Annotated in this window: 19 protein-coding genes and 1 pseudogene; 8 read left to right on the top strand and 12 right to left on the bottom strand. The window is 45.2% G+C overall.

Annotation, left to right across the window (positions count from 1 at the left end; all coding sequences use genetic code 11):
- Positions 1-347: 347 nt before the first annotated feature.
- From L2744_RS17775 to L2744_RS17740, 8 genes are all read right to left on the bottom strand, one after another.
- A complete protein-coding gene (locus tag L2744_RS17775; protein WP_248993160.1) occupies positions 348-2,501 on the bottom strand; it encodes an AAA family ATPase in 2,154 nt (717 codons plus the stop codon).
- Positions 2,498-2,935: a VPA1267 family protein gene (locus tag L2744_RS17770; protein WP_248993159.1), complete on the bottom strand. Its 438-nt coding sequence runs from the start codon at positions 2,933-2,935 to the stop codon at positions 2,498-2,500. The genes L2744_RS17775 and L2744_RS17770 overlap by 4 nt, the downstream gene beginning before the upstream one ends.
- A 79-nt stretch (positions 2,936-3,014) precedes the next feature.
- Complete coding sequence (locus tag L2744_RS17765) at positions 3,015-3,542, bottom strand: hypothetical protein (RefSeq protein ID WP_006083188.1); 528 nt, start codon at positions 3,540-3,542, stop codon at positions 3,015-3,017.
- Positions 3,542-5,623: a hypothetical protein gene (locus L2744_RS17760; RefSeq protein WP_248993158.1), complete on the bottom strand. Its 2,082-nt coding sequence runs from the start codon at positions 5,621-5,623 to the stop codon at positions 3,542-3,544. The genes L2744_RS17765 and L2744_RS17760 overlap by 1 nt, the downstream gene beginning before the upstream one ends.
- Positions 5,616-7,169 (bottom strand): site-specific integrase, encoded by a 1,554-nt coding sequence (locus tag L2744_RS17755; RefSeq protein WP_248993157.1) that lies wholly within the window; start codon positions 7,167-7,169, stop codon positions 5,616-5,618. The genes L2744_RS17760 and L2744_RS17755 overlap by 8 nt, the downstream gene beginning before the upstream one ends.
- On the bottom strand, positions 7,153-8,475 hold the full coding sequence (locus L2744_RS17750) for a site-specific integrase (RefSeq protein ID WP_248993156.1): 1,323 nt from the start codon (positions 8,473-8,475) through the stop codon (positions 7,153-7,155). The genes L2744_RS17755 and L2744_RS17750 overlap by 17 nt, the downstream gene beginning before the upstream one ends.
- 176 nt (positions 8,476-8,651) lie before the next feature.
- On the bottom strand, positions 8,652-9,350 hold the full coding sequence (ssb, locus tag L2744_RS17745; RefSeq protein ID WP_248993155.1) for a single-stranded DNA-binding protein: 699 nt from the start codon (positions 9,348-9,350) through the stop codon (positions 8,652-8,654).
- A 107-nt stretch (positions 9,351-9,457) separates the two neighbouring features.
- Positions 9,458-10,825, bottom strand: coding sequence for an MFS transporter (locus tag L2744_RS17740; RefSeq protein ID WP_248993154.1), 1,368 nt, complete (start codon positions 10,823-10,825; stop codon positions 9,458-9,460).
- A gap of 388 nt (positions 10,826-11,213) precedes the next feature.
- Between L2744_RS17740 and uvrA the strand changes: the two genes are divergently transcribed.
- The 4 genes from uvrA to L2744_RS17720 all read left to right on the top strand — a co-directional run bounded on the left by uvrA (position 11,214) and on the right by L2744_RS17720 (position 18,199).
- Positions 11,214-14,096: an excinuclease ABC subunit UvrA gene (gene uvrA, locus L2744_RS17735; protein WP_248993153.1), complete on the top strand. Its 2,883-nt coding sequence runs from the start codon at positions 11,214-11,216 to the stop codon at positions 14,094-14,096.
- Between the two features lie 355 nt (positions 14,097-14,451).
- Complete coding sequence (locus L2744_RS17730) at positions 14,452-15,564, top strand: M28 family peptidase (protein ID WP_248993152.1); 1,113 nt, start codon at positions 14,452-14,454, stop codon at positions 15,562-15,564.
- Between the two features lie 194 nt (positions 15,565-15,758).
- Complete coding sequence (locus tag L2744_RS17725) at positions 15,759-17,693, top strand: DEAD/DEAH box helicase (RefSeq protein ID WP_248993151.1); 1,935 nt, start codon at positions 15,759-15,761, stop codon at positions 17,691-17,693.
- A gap of 134 nt (positions 17,694-17,827) precedes the next feature.
- The gene (locus tag L2744_RS17720; RefSeq protein ID WP_248993150.1) at positions 17,828-18,199 is read left to right on the top strand and encodes a DUF6677 family protein; all 372 of its coding nucleotides are present in this window, start codon (positions 17,828-17,830) and stop codon (positions 18,197-18,199) included.
- Between the two features lie 100 nt (positions 18,200-18,299).
- Here the strand turns inward: L2744_RS17720 and L2744_RS17715 are convergent, their stop codons facing one another.
- Positions 18,300-19,490: an MFS transporter gene (locus tag L2744_RS17715; protein ID WP_248993149.1), complete on the bottom strand. Its 1,191-nt coding sequence runs from the start codon at positions 19,488-19,490 to the stop codon at positions 18,300-18,302.
- A 177-nt stretch (positions 19,491-19,667) separates the two neighbouring features.
- Here L2744_RS17715 and L2744_RS17710 point away from each other — a divergent pair, with 177 nt between their 5' ends.
- Both L2744_RS17710 and dkgB read left to right on the top strand, forming a co-directional pair.
- Positions 19,668-20,549: a LysR substrate-binding domain-containing protein gene (locus tag L2744_RS17710; RefSeq protein WP_248993148.1), complete on the top strand. Its 882-nt coding sequence runs from the start codon at positions 19,668-19,670 to the stop codon at positions 20,547-20,549.
- 144 nt (positions 20,550-20,693) lie between these two features.
- Positions 20,694-21,533 carry a 2,5-didehydrogluconate reductase DkgB gene (gene dkgB / locus L2744_RS17705; protein ID WP_248993147.1) on the top strand — a complete coding sequence of 280 codons (840 nt, stop codon included), beginning with the start codon at positions 20,694-20,696 and terminating at the stop codon, positions 21,531-21,533.
- A gap of 23 nt (positions 21,534-21,556) precedes the next feature.
- Here dkgB and L2744_RS17700 read toward each other — a convergent pair whose 3' ends face one another.
- Both L2744_RS17700 and L2744_RS17695 read right to left on the bottom strand, forming a co-directional pair.
- A complete protein-coding gene (locus L2744_RS17700) occupies positions 21,557-22,171 on the bottom strand; it encodes an HAD family hydrolase (protein ID WP_248993146.1) in 615 nt (204 codons plus the stop codon).
- 35 nt (positions 22,172-22,206) lie between these two features.
- Positions 22,207-23,187, bottom strand: a complete 981-nt coding sequence (locus tag L2744_RS17695) for a DMT family transporter (protein ID WP_248993145.1) — start codon at positions 23,185-23,187, stop codon at positions 22,207-22,209.
- 250 nt (positions 23,188-23,437) lie between these two features.
- Between L2744_RS17695 and L2744_RS17690 the strand changes: the two genes are divergently transcribed.
- Positions 23,438-24,244 carry a hydratase gene (locus L2744_RS17690; protein WP_248993144.1) on the top strand — a complete coding sequence of 269 codons (807 nt, stop codon included), beginning with the start codon at positions 23,438-23,440 and terminating at the stop codon, positions 24,242-24,244.
- 220 nt (positions 24,245-24,464) lie between these two features.
- A complete protein-coding gene (locus L2744_RS17685) occupies positions 24,465-25,577 on the top strand; it encodes an energy transducer TonB (protein ID WP_248993143.1) in 1,113 nt (370 codons plus the stop codon).
- Positions 25,578-25,616: 39 nt separating this feature from the next.
- Here L2744_RS17685 and L2744_RS21770 read toward each other — a convergent pair.
- A pseudogene (locus L2744_RS21770) lies at positions 25,617-25,709 on the bottom strand (cysteine-rich CWC family protein); the annotation flags it as partial.
- Between the last annotated feature and the right edge of the window lie 108 nt (positions 25,710-25,817).

Here is a 25,817-nt window from a genome sequence, read left to right as displayed (position 1 = left end):
ACCTAAAGAATTTGGTTATTGGAGGACAGCTTAACGCTTCCATCTCTGCTCCCCAAAAGCAGGTAAAACCGTTTTTGACCCCGTGAATCAGGCTAGGTAAGTCTGATTCACTAGTTCACTTTTGGATATAAACTAGTTAGCGAAAATACTTTAACTTGTAACTTTCGGATTAAAGTTTCTATGGGTTAATGCCGCAAACACCAAGAGACAATTTTGATGGCCGCTCAACTACAGGCACATCTTGCCACGTAAGATCGCAGAATTAAATGCAGATAACGCTCCGCGTTTGAACACAACTTATCTCCGCTTGTACCTGTAGTCACTCGCCAATGTAACAAATTTTATTTTTATCTTTTTAAAAGATCAACAAGATAACTATTACGCTTATTTGAATGACTAGGAGCTGCAGTAATGGTTTTTAAGTCAGCTTCAGCCCCCACAATATGAATTTCACTTTCAGCTCTGGTGATAGCGGTATAGAGCCATGCTCGGTCAACAATTTTACCTTTCTGCAAAGCAATGATAATACGTGGGAACTGAGAACCTTGAGCCTTATGAAGAGTTATTGCATAACCCAATTCCATGCAATCAAGTACGGCTTGAGTCACTATAACCTTATCTCCAGTATCGAGTGTCACTTCACCATAACTATCCCCAGAGGCCACGACGCTTGTTAGGGCACCAAGCGAACCGTTCTGAATACCTTTATCATAGTGATTTTGCGTAAACAAGATTGAATCATTAAGTCGTAGATGTTGAAAGAACAGCTCACCATTCATTTCAAATTCGAGTCTGCTGCCACTATGATTTACAGCCTCTTGAGTTAGCTTATTGATTTCAGCAACCAGTGCTTTGGTTGAAGCCATCACGCGGCTGTTCTCAGGAGATTGTTGATACAAATTACAACAAACTTGAGATATCTCTTTTTTATCTGTTTCGTGAAAATAAATTGCGCCAGTGGTAAGTTGCTCTGGTACTTCCCCTTGATTTATTAATTTCGAATACTCAGGAATACCCGTATAGCCTTCCTGACGCTTCACAATGTCCAGTAAAGTATTTGCAATCACTTTAGATTCAACAATATCCGCTAGTACTTTACCGCAGCCAATTGGTGGAAGCTGATTTGGGTCGCCAGTTAAGATAATTCTCACTGAGGGGTGAATGTGATTTACTAAACGGTACATGGTCGGCAAATCAATCATGCTGGCTTCATCAATGACGAGCAGATGTTTTTGTTTTTCTGAATCAATAGGTTTATTTCGCAGTAACTTTGCAATTGTTGAAGTGATAAAACCAATCGACTCATGTAAGCGCATTGCCGCACGACCACTTAAGGCTACTGCATGTATTTCAAACCCCATTGCATAATAGGCACGCAACGCAGTTCTTAGCACTGTCGTTTTACCTGTGCCAGCACCACCGGTGATACAGCTTACTGCGTTATCTAGGCATGTCGTGACCGCTTCTTCTTGCTTCTTTGTTAACTCATAAGGTAGCTCCCCAACAGCAGAGCAATATGCTGAATTTGCATGTTCGTCATATAAGTTGTTTTGACTAGCAAGTGCTTTGAGTCGTTTAGTCACAACATTTTCCATCAATAACTGAGCTGTGGGATGGTAAGTTCCTGTTGTGTGATTTAATAAATACTGAGCTTTATCGTGTCCTGCATGAAACGCTTTGGCGACCAAATCTTTATCTTTTAGTAGCTTGGTTAAATGAGGGCGTAAATTAGCTTGTATCGTATAAGTATGCCCTTTCTCTATCTCTTTACGTATCGCAATTTCAAGCGCCGCACTTAATCGCCTGTCATCATTTGTTGTGACCTCAAGCTTCGCTTGAGAAATAGAATCCACCTCTGTAAAACTCATGCCAAAACCAATTAACACATAAGGATTCTGTTTAATTGCTTCAATGGATTGCTCACTGTGATATTTCAGCAAACGCTGCTGAACACTGGCAGGTATCTTGTGTTCGGACATCCAATTGCAGTAGGCAAGATTTTTGTATTTAGCATACCCTTCAAATAATGCGGTTATGGAATCCTCGCTCAGAACGCTTTTAAGCAATATTCTTGATTCAGGAGTGTCGTTGTTTAATGTTGCATGAAAATCTTTACCTAGGAGCTCCCAGAGTGCTCTGGCTTTACTTTCACCAATCCCCTTGAAGTCGTTTTCTCTCGCAATGAATTGAATTAGCTGCTCACCAGTTTCTGGCAACCTGCATTCAACATGGACAGGTGATTGGTAAGTATGCTGTTGCATTACGTAATCCCCTATATCCATGTTTTTGATATGACGGTCTCCTTTAACTAACCAATACTGGCCAATTGCAGGTTCTACAGGCAATGTGTCAGGATCTACTTTTATCGTGACATAGTATTTACCGCTATTGGCTCTGTAAGAGTTTTTCCTTAACGGTGTGCCGCTGAATATCACCATCGTTGATGAGTTGTAAGGGATACTGGTGACGCGAAATAGCTCTTCATTTAAGGCAGCATTCATCGCGGCATGAACCCCATTTCAGACAAGGTTTCTGACAATTCACCGAAACGCTTAAGTTTACCTTCAAGCTCATTCACTTTTGCTTTTAATTCAATATTTTCAGCTTCAAGTGATGACAAACGTCTTGAATCAAGTACTTTTCGGTTTGTTGTATTGTCATATTGTTTTGGCTTACAAGACTCATTTTTTGCTGATTCAGTCAGAGGTGGCAGCACACCTTTGTCACGCAGGTTGTCTTCCAGTTTTTTTAAGTGCTTTCGTAATTCAGGATTTTGATTTAGAGCTGATTTACCACAGCCGACCGCTTTAGCTACTTCAACACGACTTAACTGACCTCTAAAGGCTATTTGTTTAAAGTCATCATCCTGTTGCGTCTCCACCCACGCCAAAAAAGCATCGAGGTTTTGCAGTGCTTTTTGCGGACCGCTAGCCATTTTTTAGGTTCCTTAAAGTGTCAGTTAATTGCTTAGTAGATTGATAAATTTAGCATTGGTGCGGCTCCTAATTAACCACTCACGTTCGTTTACGTTTATTGTCATCAGCTCTTGTTAACTTGGTTAAAGGCTGATTTAGCTTCGACATATTGATATTGGAAGGTACAGGCTTGCGCTCTAGTTCTATTCTTAGCTCTTCAATATTTACTCCCTCTGGCAGCTCTTTATTTAATTCATCCATATTGTTGCTCATGTAATAAAGATTGTATTGCCATCTTACAAATTGCTCCGTCAATGCTGTCTTTTCTGCTTCAAGACTTCGAACTTTAGCCTCTAATGTGTCAATGCGTGAATACGCATCTTGCAATTGCATATCATCTTTTTTACTGGAAGAGAAAGGTTGTTCTTTAAGCCATGCTTTCTTCTCTTCAAATGCAATTTTTACATCTTCATACGCCAATAGAGTATGTCTAGAAACAATGCTTTCCAATCCAAGCTCTTTGGTTACTCGCTCACACAGTAATGACCATGAAAGCTTGCCTTGCCAACCTGAAATGATATTGAGAATCTTCTTTTTACTGCTGCTTGTTATGACTATTTTTGGCATTATCCAAACCCCAACAATTTTTTTATGTTTGCATTAAATTGAGGCTTAATCTGCGCTTTAGTGTTGCAACGATCCTCTAGGTCTGTGACCATTTTTTTATCTTCAAGCGCTCGTCTTGTTGGTGAGGGATCATGCTCTACTGGAATTTGAATAACAGTTCCCTCTGGAAGGCTTTCGTCCTTCATTATCGCGATTAGGGTGCGTATATGCCCCAATTTCCACCCATGATGCGTAACCCATCTATCTGCACCGAACACATCTTTACCATTAGCTTGTATTGCTTTATCTAATTGTTCTGATATTAGTTTATCCAGTTGTTCTAGCTCTTCCAGGGTCTCAGGGATTCCCGTTAAGCAAACATGCTCTTTACAAGTCACGCACTCGCCCGCTTTTGTGCATGGTGTTTGCGCAAAATTATGTGTACAGAACCCAATACCTGTAAAATCAGCAATACCTTCTCTGTCTATGCCAACCGATTTCAATGTGACCGGTAAGTTATACTTTCTCAAGATAATCGCTGAAGGCATATCATTGTAACTAGCCACCATCAGCTCAGTGCTTAGTCTACTTTTTTGTTCTAGTGTTCGAAGGTCATAGGCTGAATTCTGGCGGTAATCAGCTCGACCAGACCATTGAGCAATTTTCCAATCATCAACACCACCAATTTTGGCGTGAGTATTGAGCCACACTCGAAATTGGTGAGTCGTTAACGCTATCGGAGTGCCATCCTCCTGTGTCATGTTAAAACGCTCCCAAAGGGTGCTCATGGATTTAGGTTTTTTGTTAAGTTGCTCATTAAATGCGTTAATCGTTGGCATAGTCCAACTAAACTGTTTAGCCGCACTTTTCGGCTTTAATTCAAGGTCCCGATACAGCAACAGGTTTTCCCAAACAGGTCTCTTTGAGTCTGGGTTATTAGGCCAACTTTTATTTTTGTATTTTTGATGAACTACCTCATTCAAACGAGAATAAGTCACTGTTTTTTCATCTAATAATGCATTTAGCCAATTAGTTAATGCTTTGGTATTTTGAAAGGTCACACCATTCTTGTTTAAAAAACCCACAATACTCATTGCATTAGCAATCTGCAAATGCGACAAAGGCTGACTAGCTTTATGATCTGGTTGCGTAATACACCCTTCGTGTTTGTAGAACTCATTAGGGTGTTCATATGCCCATTTAGCGCATGCTCGGGCTGGTTTTCCGATCTCAATCAGTCGATTAAATGCTTCTTTAACCACATCTAGCATCAAGGGGGGGATAGGTTTTCGATGATCAGGATAACCTTTTGACCCATGCCATACGATATACCAACCGTCATCATCACCTTGTTGTAAAGAGTGTATCGTTAAGCCATCAAGTTCATTGATACGACCAGGTGCGAAGCAAAGTAAAACTAGGGCACTGGTATAATATTTATCTTGAACAGCCTCTGCTCTTGCAAAACATTCAGCCAAAGATAACATTTCGTGCATGGTGGGGCATCGCTCTTCACGAAATCTGTCAGCTTCTTCACCTAATTGCTCAGCTGTATGCACCTGCTTGGGAAATGGATTTTTAAATGTTGGTAGCGTAAGTACGATACGCTCATCAAGAAGCCATTTTACAAGGCTGGTTAACTTACCTCCGATTTGATAACGGCGTGTAAGGTTATTTTCAGATTGCTTTATTATCGCAACAGCATCTTTTAATGTTTGCCCGGTAACGTCTCGAATGCATGGTACTTTGTCATCCTCTTGAGCAACCAATGCTAGATATAGATTACGAAACATTGATATCCACAAATGGGCAGACGTAATCTCCTTAAGGGTCATTTGCTGACGCATAAAAGCCTTCACAAACTCTAAATATGGCCCTTTAAAGATATCTATAGGGGAATAATTGTTCCCTTCCGTTTGCCTGAACCCGAAAACTAAAACCTGCCCTTTATTTGGCTTCCAACTTGGAGCGTCCCAGCCTTGTTCTTTGTATAGTGTTAGCTCGGATTGAGCGAACAAAATGAACTCAGCCAAGTTTCTTTGGGTATCTTTGTCGTGCTTTGCTTGCCAAAGTTTGATGACGTTATTATCTGATTTACCCATCTAACAACCCCTCATCTCTTTTCGCTTTCTCACAAAGTATTATAACTTCTTGTATGGCTAGCATGACTCTATCGGTTGATTGCAATACAAAAGAGCTAGCACCCTTATCGCGTAACCGCTTTCTTTCTTCGAGTAGGTCATTTAAAATTACTTGGTGCCTACCATGAACCCAAGGTTGAAATTTTGCACATGTATAACAAACCCTTCCACCAGTTGAACAAAAACCATATTTCCCGCAATTTCCTAAGCTATCACCATGACTGTTGTGGATTCGAGACAGTGGATCATTCACTCTAATGGCATCAGCTTCACTTAATATTAGGGTGCCGGCAAATGCTTGAGCAAGAGGGGCTAGGACAGCTACTAGTGCATCATTGATTTCTTCGCCAAGCTCCTTAACGTTCTCCGTATATACCTTAACGTTTTGTATATCTGAGTGACCTAAAAGCTTCGCGATAACAAATGCTGATAAACCACGTCTAGCGGCATTTGTACCCAGCGTATAACGAAACCGTCTTGCGGTTAAATGAATGAACTCTCCCTTCAGTCGTTCTGACCTTGCATCACATATCTTCATCAAGTTACGGAGAATATCCATACCAACAGTTCTAGACATATGAATAGCGTCTGGAGTCATTAACATCAAATTATCAAGTTCATCTTTACTACTCAAACCTCTTATTTTATTAACAGCACCAAAAACTGGCATCTCAGATTTTTGCTTATCAGTTAAAGTCCCCACCTGTTTTTCAATGAGCTTTGCTGTTGCTTGTGCTTGATTACTGATTAATAGGGCTAAGTCCTCATCGATATCCATTTCCTTAAAGTCATCTCTAAAGTTTTTAACGCCTCGTTTTTTTGCATGTGGTAATAGCAACGCATATTCGGTGCGCCCTTCACGAGATTTCACCCGAAGATCGCCAGCTTGGAGCTGACAAAACTGTGTAGGACGAGCACCCAAATAAATATTTAACATCAGCCACGTGTAATCATGAAGAGATAACTTATCATCTATAAACGCATTGACCCCCCATCTAAGTATCGCTTCCTGCTCTTGCATAGAATATGCGCCAGTATGAGGACACCCTTTTGCAACAGCTACTCCTTTATTCATTCCTTTGAGGGTAATTTGCTCAAGCCAAGACTCAATTTTAGGGCTGATGCCCTCTATATTTTTATCAATCCAATTCAATAGAAAGGCTCTAATCGAACCTAGCTTATATTCTGAGCCACTATCTAATGTCGACAGATAATTTTGTAACGTAGAAAGAGAAAGCTCATTGGCTTCTTGTGTTCGTAATATAGATAAAATTTTTTCGAAGATGATGTAACATGTACTAGCTGATAGTTCTTCCGCATAATCAGCCATTTGCATTTTATAACCATTTACAAAAGTTTCATTTACGCTTTTAGGTAATCGGCCCCAATTCAATTTGATAGAGTTATCTAAGCGCCAAGTAACATCTGATTCGAAAAACTCATATCCCATTTTACTTTTACGGTGTTGAGTGTCTTGAAATACGGAAATATTAACTGCTTCTACCATTCTTTATTTCCTTTGTTGCTGAACTAATATCCAACATCATGCGTTTATGTATATCTCTAGCTTTACGTTCTGCAAACCTATTTAAATAAGGCCTTGCGCTGTCGGGACTGCTATGACCATTTAACATCATCCGCATATCAATTTCATCGCCGTCTTTAATCAGCTTTGACTTAAGCACTTTTACCTCTTCATACAAACCTTGCTTCTCGGCAACGAGAATCTGCTCGCTAACACCCTCATTATGCATATCAATTTGGGCTGACAACCTTTCATTGAAATAAATGCGAAATCCTCGACGCTGAATGTTAGTAAACATCTTATCTACAGCTTTAAGCTTGGGTATAACCGCTTCAGAAAAAGCTTTGTCTGTCATCGCGGAGCCTTTCATTCCACCTTTGTGATGGACAAAAATATATGGGTGTGATTTGGAACGGTTAAATGTTGGCCTAATCACTCTGATGTAATATTCGAGATCGGTGTATAGAGCTGGAGGGATGTTTATTTCACGCTCCTGTGTTTTCAACGTAGGCTGAACTTTACGAGGATCATTGATGTCATCATGACGCCTAATGAATCGTAAAGCAGGCTGGTCTATATCGTGCCCAATATCATCTAATGTGAGAGACAAAGTTTCTGATGGTCGGCATCCTGTCCAGTACAAAATTTGGATGAGTAAGTAGTTTCTCAATTTTATCTCGAAATTTGAGAAGGGGTTTTGCGGATGATTGGGATGCGCGACTTCCAAGAAGGCTTTAAAGTGATCTGCTTCTGCGTGTGTTGCTTTAGATAAGTTGCTTAATCCCTTGGGGTAATGGGCCTTAAACTGCGCGGACATTGCCTCGATTTCTCTTCTTAGTTCAGCCGCATTTGGTTTGAATTTACACAATTCCCAAGCACAAAATCCCAAGAACTTATTGATGCCAATCATACGCTGGTACTGATAGTTTTTATCGACAGTATCAAGTGCAGAAGGCGTTTTGGCTAATTTTGTGAAACTCACCACCTTAGCAGATTTTGAATTTTCAGCCTTTGAAGATATACCACAGAAATGTTTGATAGATTTTATTGTTTCCCTAGACGGAAAATTTAGCTGTCGAATCTCAGCCAATAAATCTCGAGTATGCAACTGTTCCCACTTTCTCAGCAGCTTGATGCTATATAGCTCTTTCTTTATTGAGGTTTGCTTGTGGTCTTGTCTAAGCTCAGCAGTGACATAAAGAGTTGACCAAAAATCAATGCGACTATCTTCACTCACTAATAGTGACCGACGCTCACCCTCTGAAAAAATATAATCGACAACCTTCATCAGACCCCCATTTAACTATACAAAAATATAGTAGCAATACTAATTTTAGCTATCAACTCTTATTATACAAAAAAAAACCCCTTGAGATTTACCTTAAAGACGTAAAAGTCAGTAAGAATAAGAGCTCAAGGGGTTTTTGTTTACAGTTAGATCTACATTATTAGATTTACTGTGAATTAGAACGGAATATCGTCATCCCAGCCATCATCCAAATCTGGGGTGAAGTTCTGCTGTGGCTGGGGGGCTGGACGCTGTGCCGGCGCTGCTGGTGCTTGATAAGCTGGCGCAGGAGCCGCTTGTGGCTTAGGTGCATAACCGCCCTGCTGTGGTTGAGCCTGTGGCTGACCATAAGCTTGTGGAGCAGGAGCTGCATATTGTTGCTGCGCAGGGGCTTGGTAAGCAGGTGCAGCTTGAGGCGCTGGCGCATACTGATTTTGCGCAGGTGCCGCTTGTTGTGGTGCAGATTGGTAACCTGCGTTTTGTGGCATACTTCCGCCCATTGGCGCACCCTGTGCTTGACCACCTTGGTTACGGCTGCCGAGCATTTGCATACTACCGCTTTGATCGATAACCACTTCAGTGCTGTAGCGATCTTGACCGCTTTGGTCTTTCCATTTACGGGTTTGCAGTTTACCTTCAAGATAAACCTGTGAACCTTTACGTAAATATTCACCTGTAATTTCAGCTAATTTGCCAAATAGAACCACACGGTGCCATTCAGTACGTTCCTGCTGTTGACCCTGTTGGTCTTTCCACGATTCGCTGGTCGCTACTGTGATGTTAGCGACTGCGTTACCGTTTGGCATATAACGTACTTCTGGATCTTGTCCCAAATTGCCAACCAAAATTACCTTGTTAACACCACGACTGGCCATTGAAATCTCCTGCGATTCTTTAAATAATCTATTAATTCAGTATGTTGTTTATTAGTGTCGCCATAAGGGGAAATCTAGGTCCCAAAATACTTTGGCTGTGACACATCTTATTGAGCAGAGCCTAACACAGCTCGGGCTTCTCTTAAATCGAAATGCTCATCAACCTTTAAGTAGGCCACTTTTTCGTCAAGTACCACTATCGCTTCGACAACGCCCATCAGTTGCGATAATTGTGTCGCCATATCCCGTGCCTCGGCTTTATTCTGTACGGCGGCTTCTAGGGTATAGCTTTTTAATAACACAGGGTTTTGCATACCTAAAGTAAGCAGTAACCAAATCGCCATCAACACAAGCGCGACAATAAATACCCCTACAGCACCGACTAATTGAAAAGCGCCACCACCGAGCATACCACCACAGAATGCCCCTAAGAACTGGCTCGTGGAATACACGCCCATGGCAGAACCTTTCTCCCCTACAGGGCAGAATTTAGCAATTAAACTCGGTAACGAAGCTTCAAGATAGTTAAAGCCAGTAAAAAACAGTAATACTGCGGCACTCAAGGCCCAAAGATTGCTGGCAAACATTGCCATTCCAGCCAATGAACATATCATGATCACCAGTGCAATTTGGAACATCGCCTTAGTGTTCTTGCGTTTCACCCCAATGATGATTAACGGCACCATCAAGATAAATGCCCCCACGAAAGCGGGGAAATAGAGCATCCAATGTTTTTCTTTAACTAATCCTGCATCAACAAGATCCAATGGTAACGCCACAAACACTGCGGTAAGCACTAGATGCAGGATAAATATTCCCGCGTTAAGCCTAAATAATTGCGGCTCTAGGAACATACGTTTTAGCTTAGCAGGAGTAGCTAGAGTATCTCCCTTCGGTGCCTGAGTGATGGGATTAGGCACTAAAAATTGGATCAGCAACATACCCACAATCGCCAATACCGCCGTTAACCAAAATAATCCCGTCAACCCGAGATGTTGTGCAACTATAGGCCCCATTAACAAAGAGAGGGCAAAAGATAGCCCGATACACATGCCGATGATCGCCATCACCTTAGTGCGCTGCTCATCACGGGTTAAATCCGCGGCAAGCGCCAGCACGGCAGCGGCAATAGCCCCCATACCCTGTACAGCGCGGCCCAATACCACACCATAAATCGTCTCGGCATTAGCCGCGATCACACTACCAATAGCGAACAATACTAAACCACAGAGAATAACGGGCTTGCGACCGTATTTGTCGGATAACATCCCCATGGGAATTTGCAAGAAGGCTTGGGTTAAACCATAGGCGCCGATAGCGATACCAACCCACAGAGGCGAGAAGCCTTCGAGGTGCTGACCATAAAGCGCAAAGACGGGCATGATCATAAACAAGCCCATCATGCGTAAACCAAATACACTGGCTAAAGAAAACGCGACTTTTTTCTCAGTACCTGAAAGCCCGTTGTTACCCATGATTTTGCCCTGATATGAAGTCTTTTAGGGGGCGCATGTTATCACACCCAAAAGGATTTGCTCAAAAGGAAATCGTGGCCTAGCCCACAGTGTTTGCACGCCCTATTTATCCCTCAAAAAACGAGTATTACTCATTCATAAGCCAATAATGCCTTTACACCTTAATTACAAGTGCCCAACTAAGCACTCACAAATACCCTCAAAGTCAAATAACAAGCTGCATTAATCTTAGTTAATCCTCATAGGCTTATAAGCGCTGTACTCCTCTATTGGGGCTTAAAAGCGATAACCCATGGAATAGGTTTAGATCACAGAATCAACTAAACTCAGCGGCAGAACTGTGCGATACTTGTGCTCATTTTTTTAAAGCATATGACTTGAGTGATAGATGGACAAGATTGAAATACGCGGCGCCCGCACCCACAATCTCAAAAATATCAACCTGACTATCCCAAGGGATAAGCTGATTGTCATCACAGGTTTATCTGGGTCCGGCAAATCCTCCCTTGCGTTTGATACTTTATATGCCGAAGGCCAACGACGTTATGTCGAGTCACTGTCTGCCTATGCTCGCCAGTTCTTAAGTTTGATGGAAAAGCCCGATGTAGATCATATTGAAGGTTTAAGCCCTGCCATTTCCATCGAGCAAAAATCGACATCCCATAACCCACGTTCAACCGTGGGCACTATTACCGAAATTTACGATTACCTGCGCTTGATGTTTGCCCGCGTGGGTGAGCCGCGTTGTCCGACACACAATCAACCCTTGGCGGCCCAAACCGTCAGCCAGATGGTCGATAAAGTGTTGGAAATGCCCCAAGATAGCCGCTTGATGCTGTTAGCACCCGTGGTCAACGCCCGTAAGGGTGAGCACGTAAAATTGCTCGAAGGTCTATCGGCGCAAGGTTATATCCGCGCGCGTATCGACGGTGAGGTGTGTGACTTAACCGATCCACCAACGCTCGATTTACACGTTAAACACACGATTGAAGTGGTCGTCGACCGCTTTAAAGTGCGTGACGATATCAAGCAACGTTTGGCTGAATCCTTTGAAACCGCACTCGAACTCTCTGGCGGTATCGCGACCGTCGCCAGCATGGAGGAAGACACTGGTTCAGGTAAGCAGAAGAGTGAAGAGCTTATCTTTTCCGCTAACTTTGCCTGTCCGCACTGTGGCTATTCGATGGCGGAATTAGAGCCGAGGATCTTCTCCTTTAACAATCCCGCCGGCGCGTGCCCAACCTGTGATGGTTTAGGGGTGCAACAATTTTTCGATCCAGAGCGAGTGATCACTAATACCGAGCTTTCACTGGCGGGCGGTGCGATTCGTGGCTGGGATAGACGCAACTTCTACTACTTCCAAATGCTCAGCTCACTCGCCGAACACTATAAATTCGACGTCGAAGTGCCCTATGAACAGCTCAGCGATAAAGTCCGTAAAATCGTCCTGTACGGCTCAGGTAAAGAAAGCATTGCCTTTAAATACATTAATGACCGCGGCGATGTAGTGGTGCGTAATCACCCCTTCGAAGGCATTCTAAACAATATGGACAGGCGCTATCGCGAAACCGAAAGTAACTCGGTACGTGATGAATTAGCCAAGTTTATCAACACACAAGCCTGTCAAAGCTGTGGTGGCTCGCGCCTGCGTGAAGAAGCCCGCAACGTATTTTTAGGTGATATCAACCTGCCACAACTCACCACTTGGTCGATTGGCGAAGCCTTAGACTACTTCGAGAAAGTCGAATTTAGCGGCCAAAAGGCGCAGATCGCCGAGAAGATTTTAAAGGAAATTCGCGATCGCTTAGGTTTCCTCGTCAACGTGGGCCTCAATTATTTGAGCCTATCACGCTCGGCGGAAACCCTCTCGGGCGGTGAAGCCCAACGGATCCGACTCGCCAGTCAAATCGGTGCCGGACTCGTCGGCGTTATGTACGTGCTCGACGAACCTTCGATTGGTCTGCATCAAAGGGATAACGAGCGTCTACTGCAAACCCTGATCCACCTGCGGGATTTGGGCAACACTGTGATTGTGGTTGAGCATGACGAAGATGCGATCCGCATGGCGGATCACGTGATCGATATCGGCCCAGGCGCGGGCGTGCATGGCGGCGAAGTCATTTGCGACGGCCCGATAGAGAAGATCATCGCCTGTGAAGAATCGGTCACTGGCCAATATATTTCCGGTAAGCGCAGCATTCATATCGATACGCCGCGCATTCCCTTCGACAAAACCCAAGTCATCGAATTATTTGGCGCCCGTGGTAACAACCTGCGCAATGTGGATTTAACCATTCCCATTGGCCTATTCACCTGTGTGACGGGCGTATCGGGTTCGGGTAAATCAACCTTAATCAACGATACCTTCTTCAAGATCGCCCATAGGATGCTCAACGGGGCGACTGTGGACGAACCGTCACCCTATGATCGTATCGAAGGGATGGAACTGTGCGACAAAGTGGTCGATATCGACCAAAGCCCGATTGGCCGCACGCCGCGCTCGAATCCTGCCACTTATACGGGCATCTTCACCCCGATCCGCGAGATTTTTGCCGGCACCCAAGAGTCACGTACTCGGGGTTATCAAGTCGGCCGCTTCTCCTTTAACGTAAAAGGTGGACGCTGCGAGGCCTGCCAAGGCGACGGCTTAATCAAGGTCGAAATGCACTTTCTACCCGATGTGTATGTGCCCTGTGATTCCTGTAAGGGTAAGCGCTACAACCGTGAAACCTTAGAAGTCCGCTATAAAGGCAAGAATATTCATGAAGTGTTGCAGATGACAGTGGAAGATGCGCGTCAGTTCTTCGATGCCGTGCCCGCCATTGCCCGTAAGCTGCAAACCTTGATGGATGTGGGTTTATCCTATGTGCGTCTCGGTCAGAGCGCGACCACGCTTTCGGGCGGTGAAGCCCAAAGGGTGAAGCTCGCCAAAGAGCTGTCCAAACGTGACACAGGTAAAACCTTGTATATCTTGGACGAACCGACCACGGGCCTACACTTTGCCGATATCCAGCTACTGCTCGATGTGCTGCATCGTCTCAAATCCCACGGCAATACCATAGTGGTGATTGAGCATAATCTGGACGTGATCAAAACCGCGGACTGGATTATCGACTTAGGCCCAGAAGGCGGCGGTGGCGGCGGCATGATCTTAGCTACAGGCACTCCTGAAGAAGTCGCCGAGCATCCAACCTCCCACACGGCCCGCTTCTTAAAGCCACTGCTAAAACGGGATATTGAGCTGGCAAAGGCCAATAAAGCCAAGGCTTAAAATCCGGGCCTAAATATAGAAAAGCGCAGTCGCCTAAGCACTGCGCTTTTTTTAGCTCAGCATTTTAGCTAACAGAGCAGTCACTCGATCCGACATTGACTATATCAGTACTGAAATACGCTTAAGCTTTTATATAAGCTAAGCTTTCTAAACCCATTCACTATCAAAATCAGCCTAGCGCGGCGTATCAACTTTATTTGTATTTAATACCAATCGTATTAAATATCTGTGAGGCTCTGAGCTGATTAGATATTTAATGTGATTGGTATAACGCTAGTTGTATTCGACTCGGCTTTAGGCAAAGATGAAATTTATCTTCAGACGAAGGTTTCAGCCATAAGGACAAGGAACATCCATGCGTGACAGCACTTCGCTCCCGATTGTCCAGCGCATTACCACGACCTTGCTGTATCGACTCTTGCCAATCTTTGCCCAAAAACTCACTTGCATCAAAGTCAAAACCTTATATAGGCAAGTGCAAACCACCGCTACCGGACTGCTTAAGCCCGCACTCGCCAGTATTCTCAGCCTTGCGATCATTGGGTGCGCCAGTTCGCCTGAGAGCTGTTCACGCGCCGAGCTTAAGCTCACCTGGGCCGAGCCCACCACCTTGCAAGCCATAGTGACACGCTTGAGTTCAGCTGAATTTGAAGGCCGCAAAACCCAAAGCCAAGGCGCTGCAAAGAGCCGCGACTATATCAGTCAACAATTTAAAGATTTAGGTTTGCTTCCATGGGAAAATACCTTTGAGGTGCCCTTTGAATACCAAACCCTATTCACTCGGGAAATTGGCGCGAATGTGGTGGCAATTGCTCCCGCCACGCAAACAACAGATACATGGCGTATTATCGTGGCCCACTATGATCACTTGGGCATAAGTGGCCGCAAGATTTACCCCGGTGCCAATGATAACGCCTCGGGGGTGGCAGCGATGCTCGCCATTGCTAAACATTGGCAGCAACAACTCGCCTTGCAGCCCAATACCTTGCCTAAGGTAAACCTGATGTTTGTGGCGACCGATGCCGAAGAACCTGGGCTCTATGGCAGTATCGCCTTGGTCGAGCAATTGAAGGCCCGCCTGCCAGAGGCGACATTTGAATTAATGATTAACCTCGACATGGTGAGTCACCCAGGACGCCCCTATGCGATTTACCTCGAAGGCAGTCGCAATTTCACTCAGTTCAAGCAATTTAAACCACTATTGAATCAACAGAACCGACTTTGCATTAAACTCACGCACCCTAAACCCGTTGGTCGAAGTATACAAAGCACTGATTGGCTACGGGCGTCAGATCACTATCCCTTCCACAAAGCGAATATCCCTTGGCTGTATTTTGGCTTGCCACCCCATCCCCAGTACCACACACCAGAGGATACTGTAGAGACAATCGACATCACTTTTCTTGCGGCAGTAACGGAGTCAGCATTTGAGTTACTTCAATTAAATGCTCAATATTTAAAGAATTAATGGGAAGTGGCGCGTTTCTTGCTCACTTTTAGCGAAAAAAATGCAGAAAACAGGTTAAATAGTGTGACTCTGATTGGTAAAGTGGCTGTCATGCTGCTATAATCCGTCGTTCGCGGGAAATCGACACGGGGTTGATTTTCTGTCTGTGAAACTTTAGCGCCATTTCGCGCGCGCATCCACAAGGCTACAACCCAATGTCATCCGATGAAAGAACTTTCCGTGAACTCGGCCTATCCGAGAATTTGTTGCGTGCTCTTGACGAGCTAGGTTATGAAAAACCAACGCCAATCCAATCAGCCAGTATCGATCCACTTATGGCTGGCAAAGATATTTTAGGTCAAGCGCAAACAGGTACAGGTAAAACCGGTGCCTTCGCGCTGCCGCTATTGAACAAGGTCACCAGCCAAACTACACCGCAAATTTTAGTATTAGCGCCAACGCGTGAATTAGCGGTTCAGGTTGCCGAAGCATTCAGCAGCTATGCCAAATTTATGAAGAATTTCCACGTTCTGCCAATTTACGGCGGCCAAAGCATGCAACAACAGTTGAATGCCCTGAAACGTGGCCCACAAGTTATCGTTGGTACGCCAGGTCGAGTTATGGACCATATGCGTCGCGGCACCTTGAAACTCGATTCATTACAAGCCTTAGTGCTCGATGAAGCCGATGAAATGTTAAAAATGGGCTTCATCGATGATATCGAATGGATCCTTGAGCACACGCCAAGCGAGCGCCAACTGGCGTTATTCTCTGCCACTATGCCAGAGCAAATTAAGCGTGTTGCTAACCAACACTTACGTAATCCTGTACATGTTCGTATCGAATCAAGCCAAACGACGGTTGAGTCAATCGAACAGCGTTTCGTACAAGTATCACAACACAACAAACTTGAAGCCTTAGTACGTGTATTAGAAGTTGAAAACACTGAAGGTGTAATCATATTCGTGCGTACTCGTAACTCATGTGTTGAGTTAGCTGAAAAGTTAGAAGCCCGCGGTTATGCTTCATCACCACTACACGGTGACATGAACCAGCAAGCCCGTGAGCGTGCAGTTGACCAACTGAAACGTGGCAAGTTAGACATTCTGATCGCGACTGACGTTGCGGCCCGTGGTCTTGACGTTGAACGTATCGGTCACGTAGTTAACTACGATATTCCATATGATGCCGAAGCCTATGTACACCGCATTGGCCGTACTGGCCGTGCTGGCCGTACTGGTATGGCGATCCTGTTTGTGACTAGCCGTGAAATGCGCATGCTGCGCACTATCGAGCGTTCAACTAACAGCCGCATTTCACCGATGAAAATCCCAAGCCCAGAGACAGTTGCAGAACGTCGTCTGTCTCGTTTAGGTGAGCAACTGGCTGAAACGATCAATGGCGATCTGGACTTCATGAAAGAAGCGGTTGCGCAATTATGTCAACAGCTAGAAGTCGATAGCGATCTTCTTGCCGCGGCCTTATTACAGCAAGTTCAGCAAGAACGTCCACTGCAATTACCTGCGATTCAAGAGCGTGTCCGCGATGAACGTAGCGAGCGCAGTGAACGTACCGACCGAGGCAGTGATCGCGGTGAACGTGGCAACGACCGTGGTGGTGAGCGTGGTGAACGCAGAAGTCGCGAACCGCGTCCAATGCCAGCTAGCTTAGGCTCAGCCGAAGCGTTAAAAGATAACCCAGATTTAAAAATGTGCCGTTACGTTATCGACGTAGGTCGTGAAAACGGTGTTGGTGTAGGTAATATCGTTGGCGCTATCGCGAACGAAGCAAACATCGACAGCCGCTACATTGGCGCTATCCAACTTTACGATGCAGTGACGACTGTTGACTTGCCAGACGGCATGCCAAAAGACGTGTTACAACACCTGCGTAAAGTACGTGTTTGTGGCAAGCCATTGAACATCCGCGAAGCTGGCGATCAAGTCTTTGTTGATTCAGGCCGCAGTGCTCGTTCAGACCGTCCTGCGGGTGACCGTAAGCCACGTGGTGATCGTCCTACTGGTGATCGCCCAGCCGGTGACCGTAAGCCTCGCGCTGCGTCTACGGGTGATAAGCCATTTGCCGATCGCAAACCACGTGCAGATAAGCCTGCCGGTGAGCGTAAGCCACGTAAACCACGTGAAGAGTAATCAGCTGTTCTAGCCTAGCTAGAGACTAAAAAAGGAGCCTAGGCTCCTTTTTTGTTGGCTTGAGTTTGCCTTTACCAAGGATAAGCCTTAGTGTCTAATCTCGATACTGTTTAGCTAACTGAACAAACTCATTAATGAAAAAAGCCCTTACCGCCGGACTATTATCCGCCTTCGTCGCTCCCGGAAGCGGCCATTATTATCTTAAGCATAAACGCAGAGCCCTAGTGTTTTTTGTATTAGCGATATTAAGCCTCACTCTGCTACTCCTACAAGTGATGCAAGTAGCACAGCTGATTGCCCTAGATATTCAAACTGGCGTGTTGCCATTGGATATAGGCGTGATTGCTGCCGAAATAACTAAACAGACCACAGCCACCATACGTGACGGCGCAGATCAGATAATGTATGGCTTTATCCTATGTTGGTTTATCGCGCTCGTAGACAGTGTGCGCTTGGGGCTAAAGCAGGATAAGCAAGATGCACTCACAGCCAAGAACGCGGCATAGCAGTACATTCGTTCGATTCACACTCCATCGATAAAATAGCAAAAGGGCTTTCAATGAAAGCCCTTTAAAATACCGCTCTTTATGTCCAACCAAACTCGAATTACTGCATAGCCACAGCGCTATCGACTTGGCTTGCCTTGGTATCTAAATAACCACTCACACGGGTGAGCAACAGCGCGCTCAGCACCACAAGCGCACCAATCCAAGGCGTGTGCATCAAACCTAGGTTGCTCACTATTATCCCACCGCCCCAAGCACCTAAGGCAATGCCTACGTTAAAGGCGGCGATATTCAAACCCGAGGCCACATCGACCGCATCAGGGGCATAGGTTTCGGCGAGTTTCACCACATAAACTTGTAAACCTGGGACATTACCAAAGGCAAACGCGCCCCAGACTAAGATGGTCAACACAGCCGCAATCGGGTTGACCGCGGTAAAGTTAAACAGCAACAACACAGCGGCAAGCCCAGCAAAGATATAACTCAGAGCTTTGACTGGGCCCATTCTATCGGCCATTTTTCCGCCCCAGATATTACCAAAGGCAACAGAGACACCATAAACCAACATGATGGCGCCAATGGCGCTGGCATCAAAACCTGTGATCTGCTGCAAAATCGGTGCTAGGTAAGTGAACGCCACAAAGGTGCCACCATAACCCACGGCGGTAATCGCAAACACTAATAACAATCTCGGCTCAGCCAGCACTTTAGCTTGAGTGAGTATTCGAGCAGCCTTAGCCTGCTTTAAGCTATTCGGCACTAAAAACGCGCTGCCCACTAAGGCGATAAACCCAAGTAAGGCCACGGCTAGAAAGGTCGACTGCCAACCAAAGGTCTGGCCGATATAAGTGCCCAATGGCACGCCTGTGACTAAGGCGACGGTTAAACCAGTAAACATAATGGCAATCGCGCTCGCAGCCTTTTCCTTGGGGACTAAGCCGGTGGCGATAGTCGAACCAATGGAGAAAAATACCCCATGGGCGAGCCCTGTGAGGATCCGGGCTGCTATTAGCGTTTCATAACTTGGCGCCTGCCACGCTAACAAGTTACCCGCCACAAACAGCGACATCACCGACAACAATACGGTTTTACGATTCCAGTTACCCGTTAATGCCGTCAGCACAGGTGCGCCAATCGCCACACCTAAAGCATACAGACTCACTAATAAACCAGCCGAGGGCAGTGAGACATTTAAATCCTGCGCCATGGTTGGGATCAACCCCACTATGACAAATTCTGTGGTTCCAATGGCAAAGGCGCTGAGCGTCAATGCGAGTAAAGCTAAGGGCATGATAGTGTCCATCCAGTTAGTTTAAAGAGTCAGTGAGCGGATCTTGATGATCTAAAACTCGACTCAGGTTCAGATGGGGCTATGATGACCACAATGGTTATTGCTAAAAAGAATGATTTTGACAAATGATTTTTGCTATAAATGCAGCTAATCACTGTCAAATGTGGAGATGACTGAGTGCTAACACGGTCCGATGATTTGCAGATTTTACTCACGGTTGTGGATACAGGTGGTTTTTCGGCCGCCGCCGAGGCGCTGGATATCCAAGTTGCACGGGTCTCGCGGGCAGTGAATCGCCTTGAAAGCCAACTGCAAGTAACGCTACTCAACCGCACCACACGCCGGGTCGAACTCACTAATGAAGGGCGACAATTTGTCGATACGGTACGCATTGGATTGCAAACTCTGCAGCAGGCCGAAGAAAATCTCGTCGCCCGCGGCGAACTTCCTAAAGGTCGTTTAAGGGTCGATGCCGCAAGTCCCTTTGTATTGCATCAAATCGTGCCCTTAGTACAAGAATTTAAACAGGCCTATCCCGATATCGAGCTTGAACTCACCTCCAACGAAGGCTTTGTCGATCTCATTGAGAAACGCACCGATGTGGCGATCCGTATCGGCAAGCTGACTGACTCCACCCTACACGCCAGGCCTCTGGGTAAAAGTAAGCTCTATATCGTGGCCTCAAGCGCATACTTAGCCCAGCGCGGCCTGCCGAAAAATATTAGCGATCTCACCCACCACTGCCTTATCGGCTTTACAGGTTCAAAAGTGCTCAATCAATGGCCCTTAAAAGGCGTCGACCAAATAAGCCCTAACGTGCGCGCCAGCAACGGCGAAACCGTGCGCCAATTAACCTTATCGGGCAATGGCATAGCGTGTTTGTCGGGGTTTATGGTCAACGAAGATATTGCCGCAGGACGATTAGTCCCACTGCTTGAGAGTGAGCAAGTGACAAATGTGGGTAGGGAGCAAGTGAATGCCGTCTATTATAAAACCTCGACTGTAGCGCGGCGGATCTCGGCCTTTATCGATTTTATCCAACCTAGATTAAGCCTTTAACATCGCACAGCTTAATCAAATGAGAGTAAAAAAACGCGAAGCATTATTGTTATATTGGCAAATATGATTTGTGCTTTACCGACTTTATTGGCAAAGCTTAATGGGCGAAAGTAGCATTATCTGTTATTCAGCATTGGAAATATTATGACTCAAGCACACACAGACTCGACCGCATCGAACTCTCTCGCCATGCCTATGCTCGGCACTGGCACCTATAGACTTAAAGACCAAGCGGCATTCGATGCGGTATTAATGGCACTAGAAGAAGGCTCCCGTCATATTGATACGGCGCAAATTTACGCTAATGAAGTTGCCGTCGGTGAAGCGATTAAAGCATCAGCTATTCCCCGTAATGAGCTCTTTATCACCACTAAAGTATGGACAGAAAATCTAGACTCCAGCCGTTTTGAAGCCAGCGTTATCGACAGCTTAACAGCACTACAAACGGACTATGTCGATTTACTATTAATCCACTGGCCGCTTAAAGACGGAAAAGTCCCGATGGCAGATTACCTTATGTCATTAAAAACTATGCTGGATAAAGGTTTCACCCGCCATATTGGGGTGTCGAATTTCACTAACGCCCAGTTATCCCAAGCGATTGCGATATTAGGTGAAGGGGTGATTTTCACCAATCAGGTAGAAGTACATCCCTATCTGGTTAACGCGAAAGTGACTGAATTTTGCAAACTGCACAATATCTTAGTGACGGGTTACATGCCTTTTGCCTACGGCGCCATATTACAAGATGAATTGATCAGCAAGATTGCTAAAAAGCACGACGCCACAACAGCCCAAACTATACTCGCTTGGTTAAGACAGCAAGGATTCGCCACTATTCCTTCATCGACCAAACGTGAGAATGTCCGTAGCAACTTAGCGGCCGTAAACTTAGTGTTGTCGGCAGCAGAAATCGAAGCGATTAACGGGTTAGATCGCAATCATAGGGTAGCCAATCCAGACTTTGCTCCGCAGTGGGACTAGATTCCAATACCAGCTAACTGTGCTTATTCGCCCAAAGTCCAAGCTTGGATAAAGCTATGGTAGCAAGTAATAAGCATATCGGCGTCGTGGGCATAATCGGGAATAATTTCAGGGCAATAGAGGGCGCAGCGGCTACCCGCATTGCGCGCGGTTTGCAGATCGAACAGATAATCGCCCACATACAAGATATCCGCGGGCGCTAACTGCCACTGCTGGCAAATAAGATGAATACCTTCGGGATGCGGCTTAGGCTGCGCATCGTAGCGCGTCAACACCAGTGCGATATCGATACCCAGCTTATCGATAGTGATCTGCGCCGCTTCTGGCATATTGCGAGTCAGAATTGCCAGTGGCAATGGCTTTGATTTTAAAAAACTCAATAACGCCTCGGCGCCCTCAATCCAACTCGCCTTGAGTGAGCTTTGGCGCTCATATTCATGGACTATTTCAAGCGCCTGCATTTTTGCTTGAGTTGAATCTAAGCTATGGATATAGCCCAAAATATCGGTTCCAGAGTCGATCCCGAGCTCAGCCCTTAATCCTTTAAAATCAGGATTTGAATGCGCCAAAGTGCCATCGAGATCGAAGATAACGCCACGAATATCGCTGAGTTTAATATCGGTTAATCGAGTTATCACTCACTATCCTATTATAAAAAACATGGATTAAAAGACTAAGCCACCTTGGCGTGGGCCACACGTTTTGCTTGGCGATTAAGATACATAGGTAGTAATTGCACCACCATCACAGACAAGATAATCAAACCTATACCGAACAAAGATAAGCCATCCAACACATCGGCATGAAAGACCTCTGGCCACCAACCCATGCTCACCACTAATGCCGTAGCGCTAAAGCTAAATACTGGCGTTAAGGCTAACATGGCACTCACCTGTGCCGTCGGCCAATATTTTATCGACTGACCAAAACAACCATAGGCGATCAGTGTGTTTGCGGCGCAAAACAGGGCAACCTGCCAACCGAAACTGTCCATACGGGCAAACTGACTAAAGTCACTAAAGGGCGCCATAACCACAATGCCTAAACCGTATAGGACTAAGAGTACGTTGGCAGGGGATAAACGGTTCAATAGGGATTTTTGCAACAAGGCATAGGTCGTCCATGACAAGGCTGAAAACTGAATAATCATAACGCCAAGCCAAACCTGATGATCCGATGCAGAAAAATCTAAATACGGGTGGAAAAACATCAACATACCTAAGGCTAAGGTCGCAAAACAGCTGAGCTGCACCGCATTCAGCCGTTCCTTAAAAAACAGCACGCCACCAAAAGCGAGGAAAAAGGGCGAAGTCTGGAAATTCAGCTGGGCAGCACCCGGCGCGAGATAATCGAGGGAATACACAAATGAAACGTAGTTAAGCATCAAAAAGATACCCGCAAGCCCTAACCTTAACCAGACCTTTCTATCGAGTGCGGCAAATTGTTTTAAACTACCAGCACCCCACTGGATCACTAAACTCACGAACCATGCGACTAAAAAACGAAACCAAGTCAAAGTAACGGGATCGATAAATGCGCCCGAAAGCTTTAACGCTATAGGCAAAATACCCCAAAATAAAACTGCAATCGAAATAAATAAAAGCCCGAGTTGAGCATGGTTGTTTGCCGAGCTAGTGTTGTGACTAAGGTTCACGGATAAGTCCAATTAGTACCGCAGAATGGAATGCCATTCTGGCACTGAGTCATCTCAAGATCTAGCTGCCAAATGCATAAAGCGGCGCACATTATTGGATACTTTAGCTGACACAAATTTACCGCTTCACCTTAAAGAGGCAGGCTTTGGATATTTATAACCCCACACTTTTTTTGAAGCCATTTTTAGGGCTAAACGGTATATTTACTCATTTCGCAGATTTAACAAGCCACTTTTTACAGGATATGCCATGTCGCACTCAGCGAGTCTCAAACAAGATCAATTACTTATTATTACGGCTGCGAAGGAACTAGCAAAGCGACGCACCTCCGGCACGACGGGAGATTTACTTGCAGAAGCGTTAAGGCCACATCACTTTGAACAGGCATTTGCCATTCAACAAGCGGTAGCAAAGGTGTTTATGGATACCGCAAACAACCCAATCGCAGGTTGGAAATGTCTCTTGCCAACTGCCGACAAAACCGTGGTTGCGCCCATTTATCAACATGATGTGTATCACCAAACACCTGATTGCCCACTTTATCCATCAACAAAAGGGTTAGCTCGAGTCGAGCCAGAACTCGCCTTCGAGATTGGCGTTGATTTACCGCCAAGAACAACGCCTTATACTGAAGCTGAAATCGATGCCGCAATAGGCAAGACCCACTTAGCACTCGAACTGATAAAAAGCCGTTACCACACCCCGAGCGAAGCCACGCATTTCGATGCCCTCGCCGATGGCTTAGTGAATCAAGGCCTGTGGTTAGGCCCAACACTTAATACGACTGACGATATCGACCTCAATCACTTCAATTTAACAATCAAACTCGAAGGAGGAGATATACAACAGAAAGAGGCGATTCACCCTAATGGTTTTCCTAAGGCTGGGCTCTATTGGTTGGTTAACTTCTTATCGACTCAAGGGATTGGCTTAGCCAAGGGGCAATATGTGATCACGGGTTCCTATGCAGGTGTACTCGACTTACCACTTCAGCAAATCTACCAGTTTGAATACGGCAAACTTGGGCAGTTTGAAGTCAGATTTGTGGCTAAATAAGGTGCCACTAACTAAAAGTTGTATCTGAGCAGAACAAGGTTTGTATTCGACAAACCATACTGCAACTTCATCTATAGGCAAGCTAACTCACTGGTGGGCTTGCCTATTTTCTATATTTCAACCCAAACCATCCTACAGTCGTTAACAAAGGGCAAACTAGCTTGTCTCAAAATGCACATCTATGTATCATCTAACCTCATCAATAATAAGGATATATAGAATGTCGCACGGAAAAATGCTACCAATAGCATGTCTTCTTGCCCTAACGTTGGGCACATCTCTTAGCCTACATGCCTCAGAAAATAGCTTCGCCAAAGCCTATAGCGATTATCAAGCCGCCGTTGAAAAGGGCGATGCCGCGAATATTGAAGCGAGTGCTAAAACCGCTTATCAACTCGGCGAAGCTCAATATGCCAAGGACAATGTTGACCTAGCAAACCTCGCCATAAATTGGGCCAGCGCGATAGAAAAGCAAGTCGCACCCTACCCATTTGCAGAAAAAAACCTACCTCAAACTGCCAAGGCTAATGAGCTATATCAACTCGCACTGGCAAGCTATAAAGCCCATTACGGAAAAGAGGCGCTTGAGCTTATCGATCCCTTACTAGGATCTGCTGAAACCGAGAGCAAAGCTAAGGTTGCAAAAGATTACCTGCAAGAGGCGATTGATATCGTAGAAAAATCGAATAATAAAAAACTGATAGCCGACGTAAAAATGGCCGCCTTCAACCGTTTATCAAATACAGAGCTATACACCAAAAGCATAAGAAGTTATGCCTTCGATGCCTATGATATTTATAAAGAAATTCTTCCCGAAAATGCATTAGATAGAGTCAAGGCAACCTATGTGGTGGGTGCCGTTGAATATGCAGAAAAGCATGATGACAAGGCGATTCCATTGCTTTTAGAAGTGGTTAAGCAGTTTGAAGCCCTTAACTTTAGCCATCCCTATGCCTTAAGTGCCCACGCTTATTTAGTCGAACTCTATGAGCGCCAAGGAAAGCGTGAGGAGTCCACCGCTCACTGTATTGCTATCGGCAAAATGCGCCCATGGGCGGATAAGCAAGAGCAACAACCAATTTTCCGTACTAACCCTAAATATCCATTATCCTATGCCCAACAACGGAAAAGTGGCTGGGTTCAGCTTAAATTTACCGTAGATGAACATGGGTTCGTGAAAAATCCTGAAATTTTAGCCTCTAATGGTGGCATTTTATTTGAAAAAGAGAGCATTAAAGCCCTAGATAAATGGCGTTACGCACCAAAGTTTGAAAATGGTAAAGCGGTTGAAGCACAAACTAGCGTGCAACTGGATTACACCATAGATAAGTAACCCACTACCTATGAATAGCCTGTAATCAAGAAATAGCCGTTACTTCACCTCATAACTTAGCCCATCGCTCACACTCGATGGGCTTTTTTCATCCTGCGCTTTAAGTTGTCCCTGACTTAACCCCTGCTTAAGTGTAAGCGTCCGGGCAACTACACCTATCTTTTAAAATTCCATGGTAACAGGCTGTCTATATCCGGTGCTGGTTGGCACAGTTCATTAAGGCAAGCCATGATGTAATCA

This window comes from Shewanella profunda, from assembly GCF_023283765.1.
GTDB lineage: Bacteria > Pseudomonadota > Gammaproteobacteria > Enterobacterales > Shewanellaceae > Shewanella > Shewanella profunda.
Note: the sequence above shows the minus strand (reverse complement) of the source record. Positions and strands in the feature narration are given on the sequence as shown.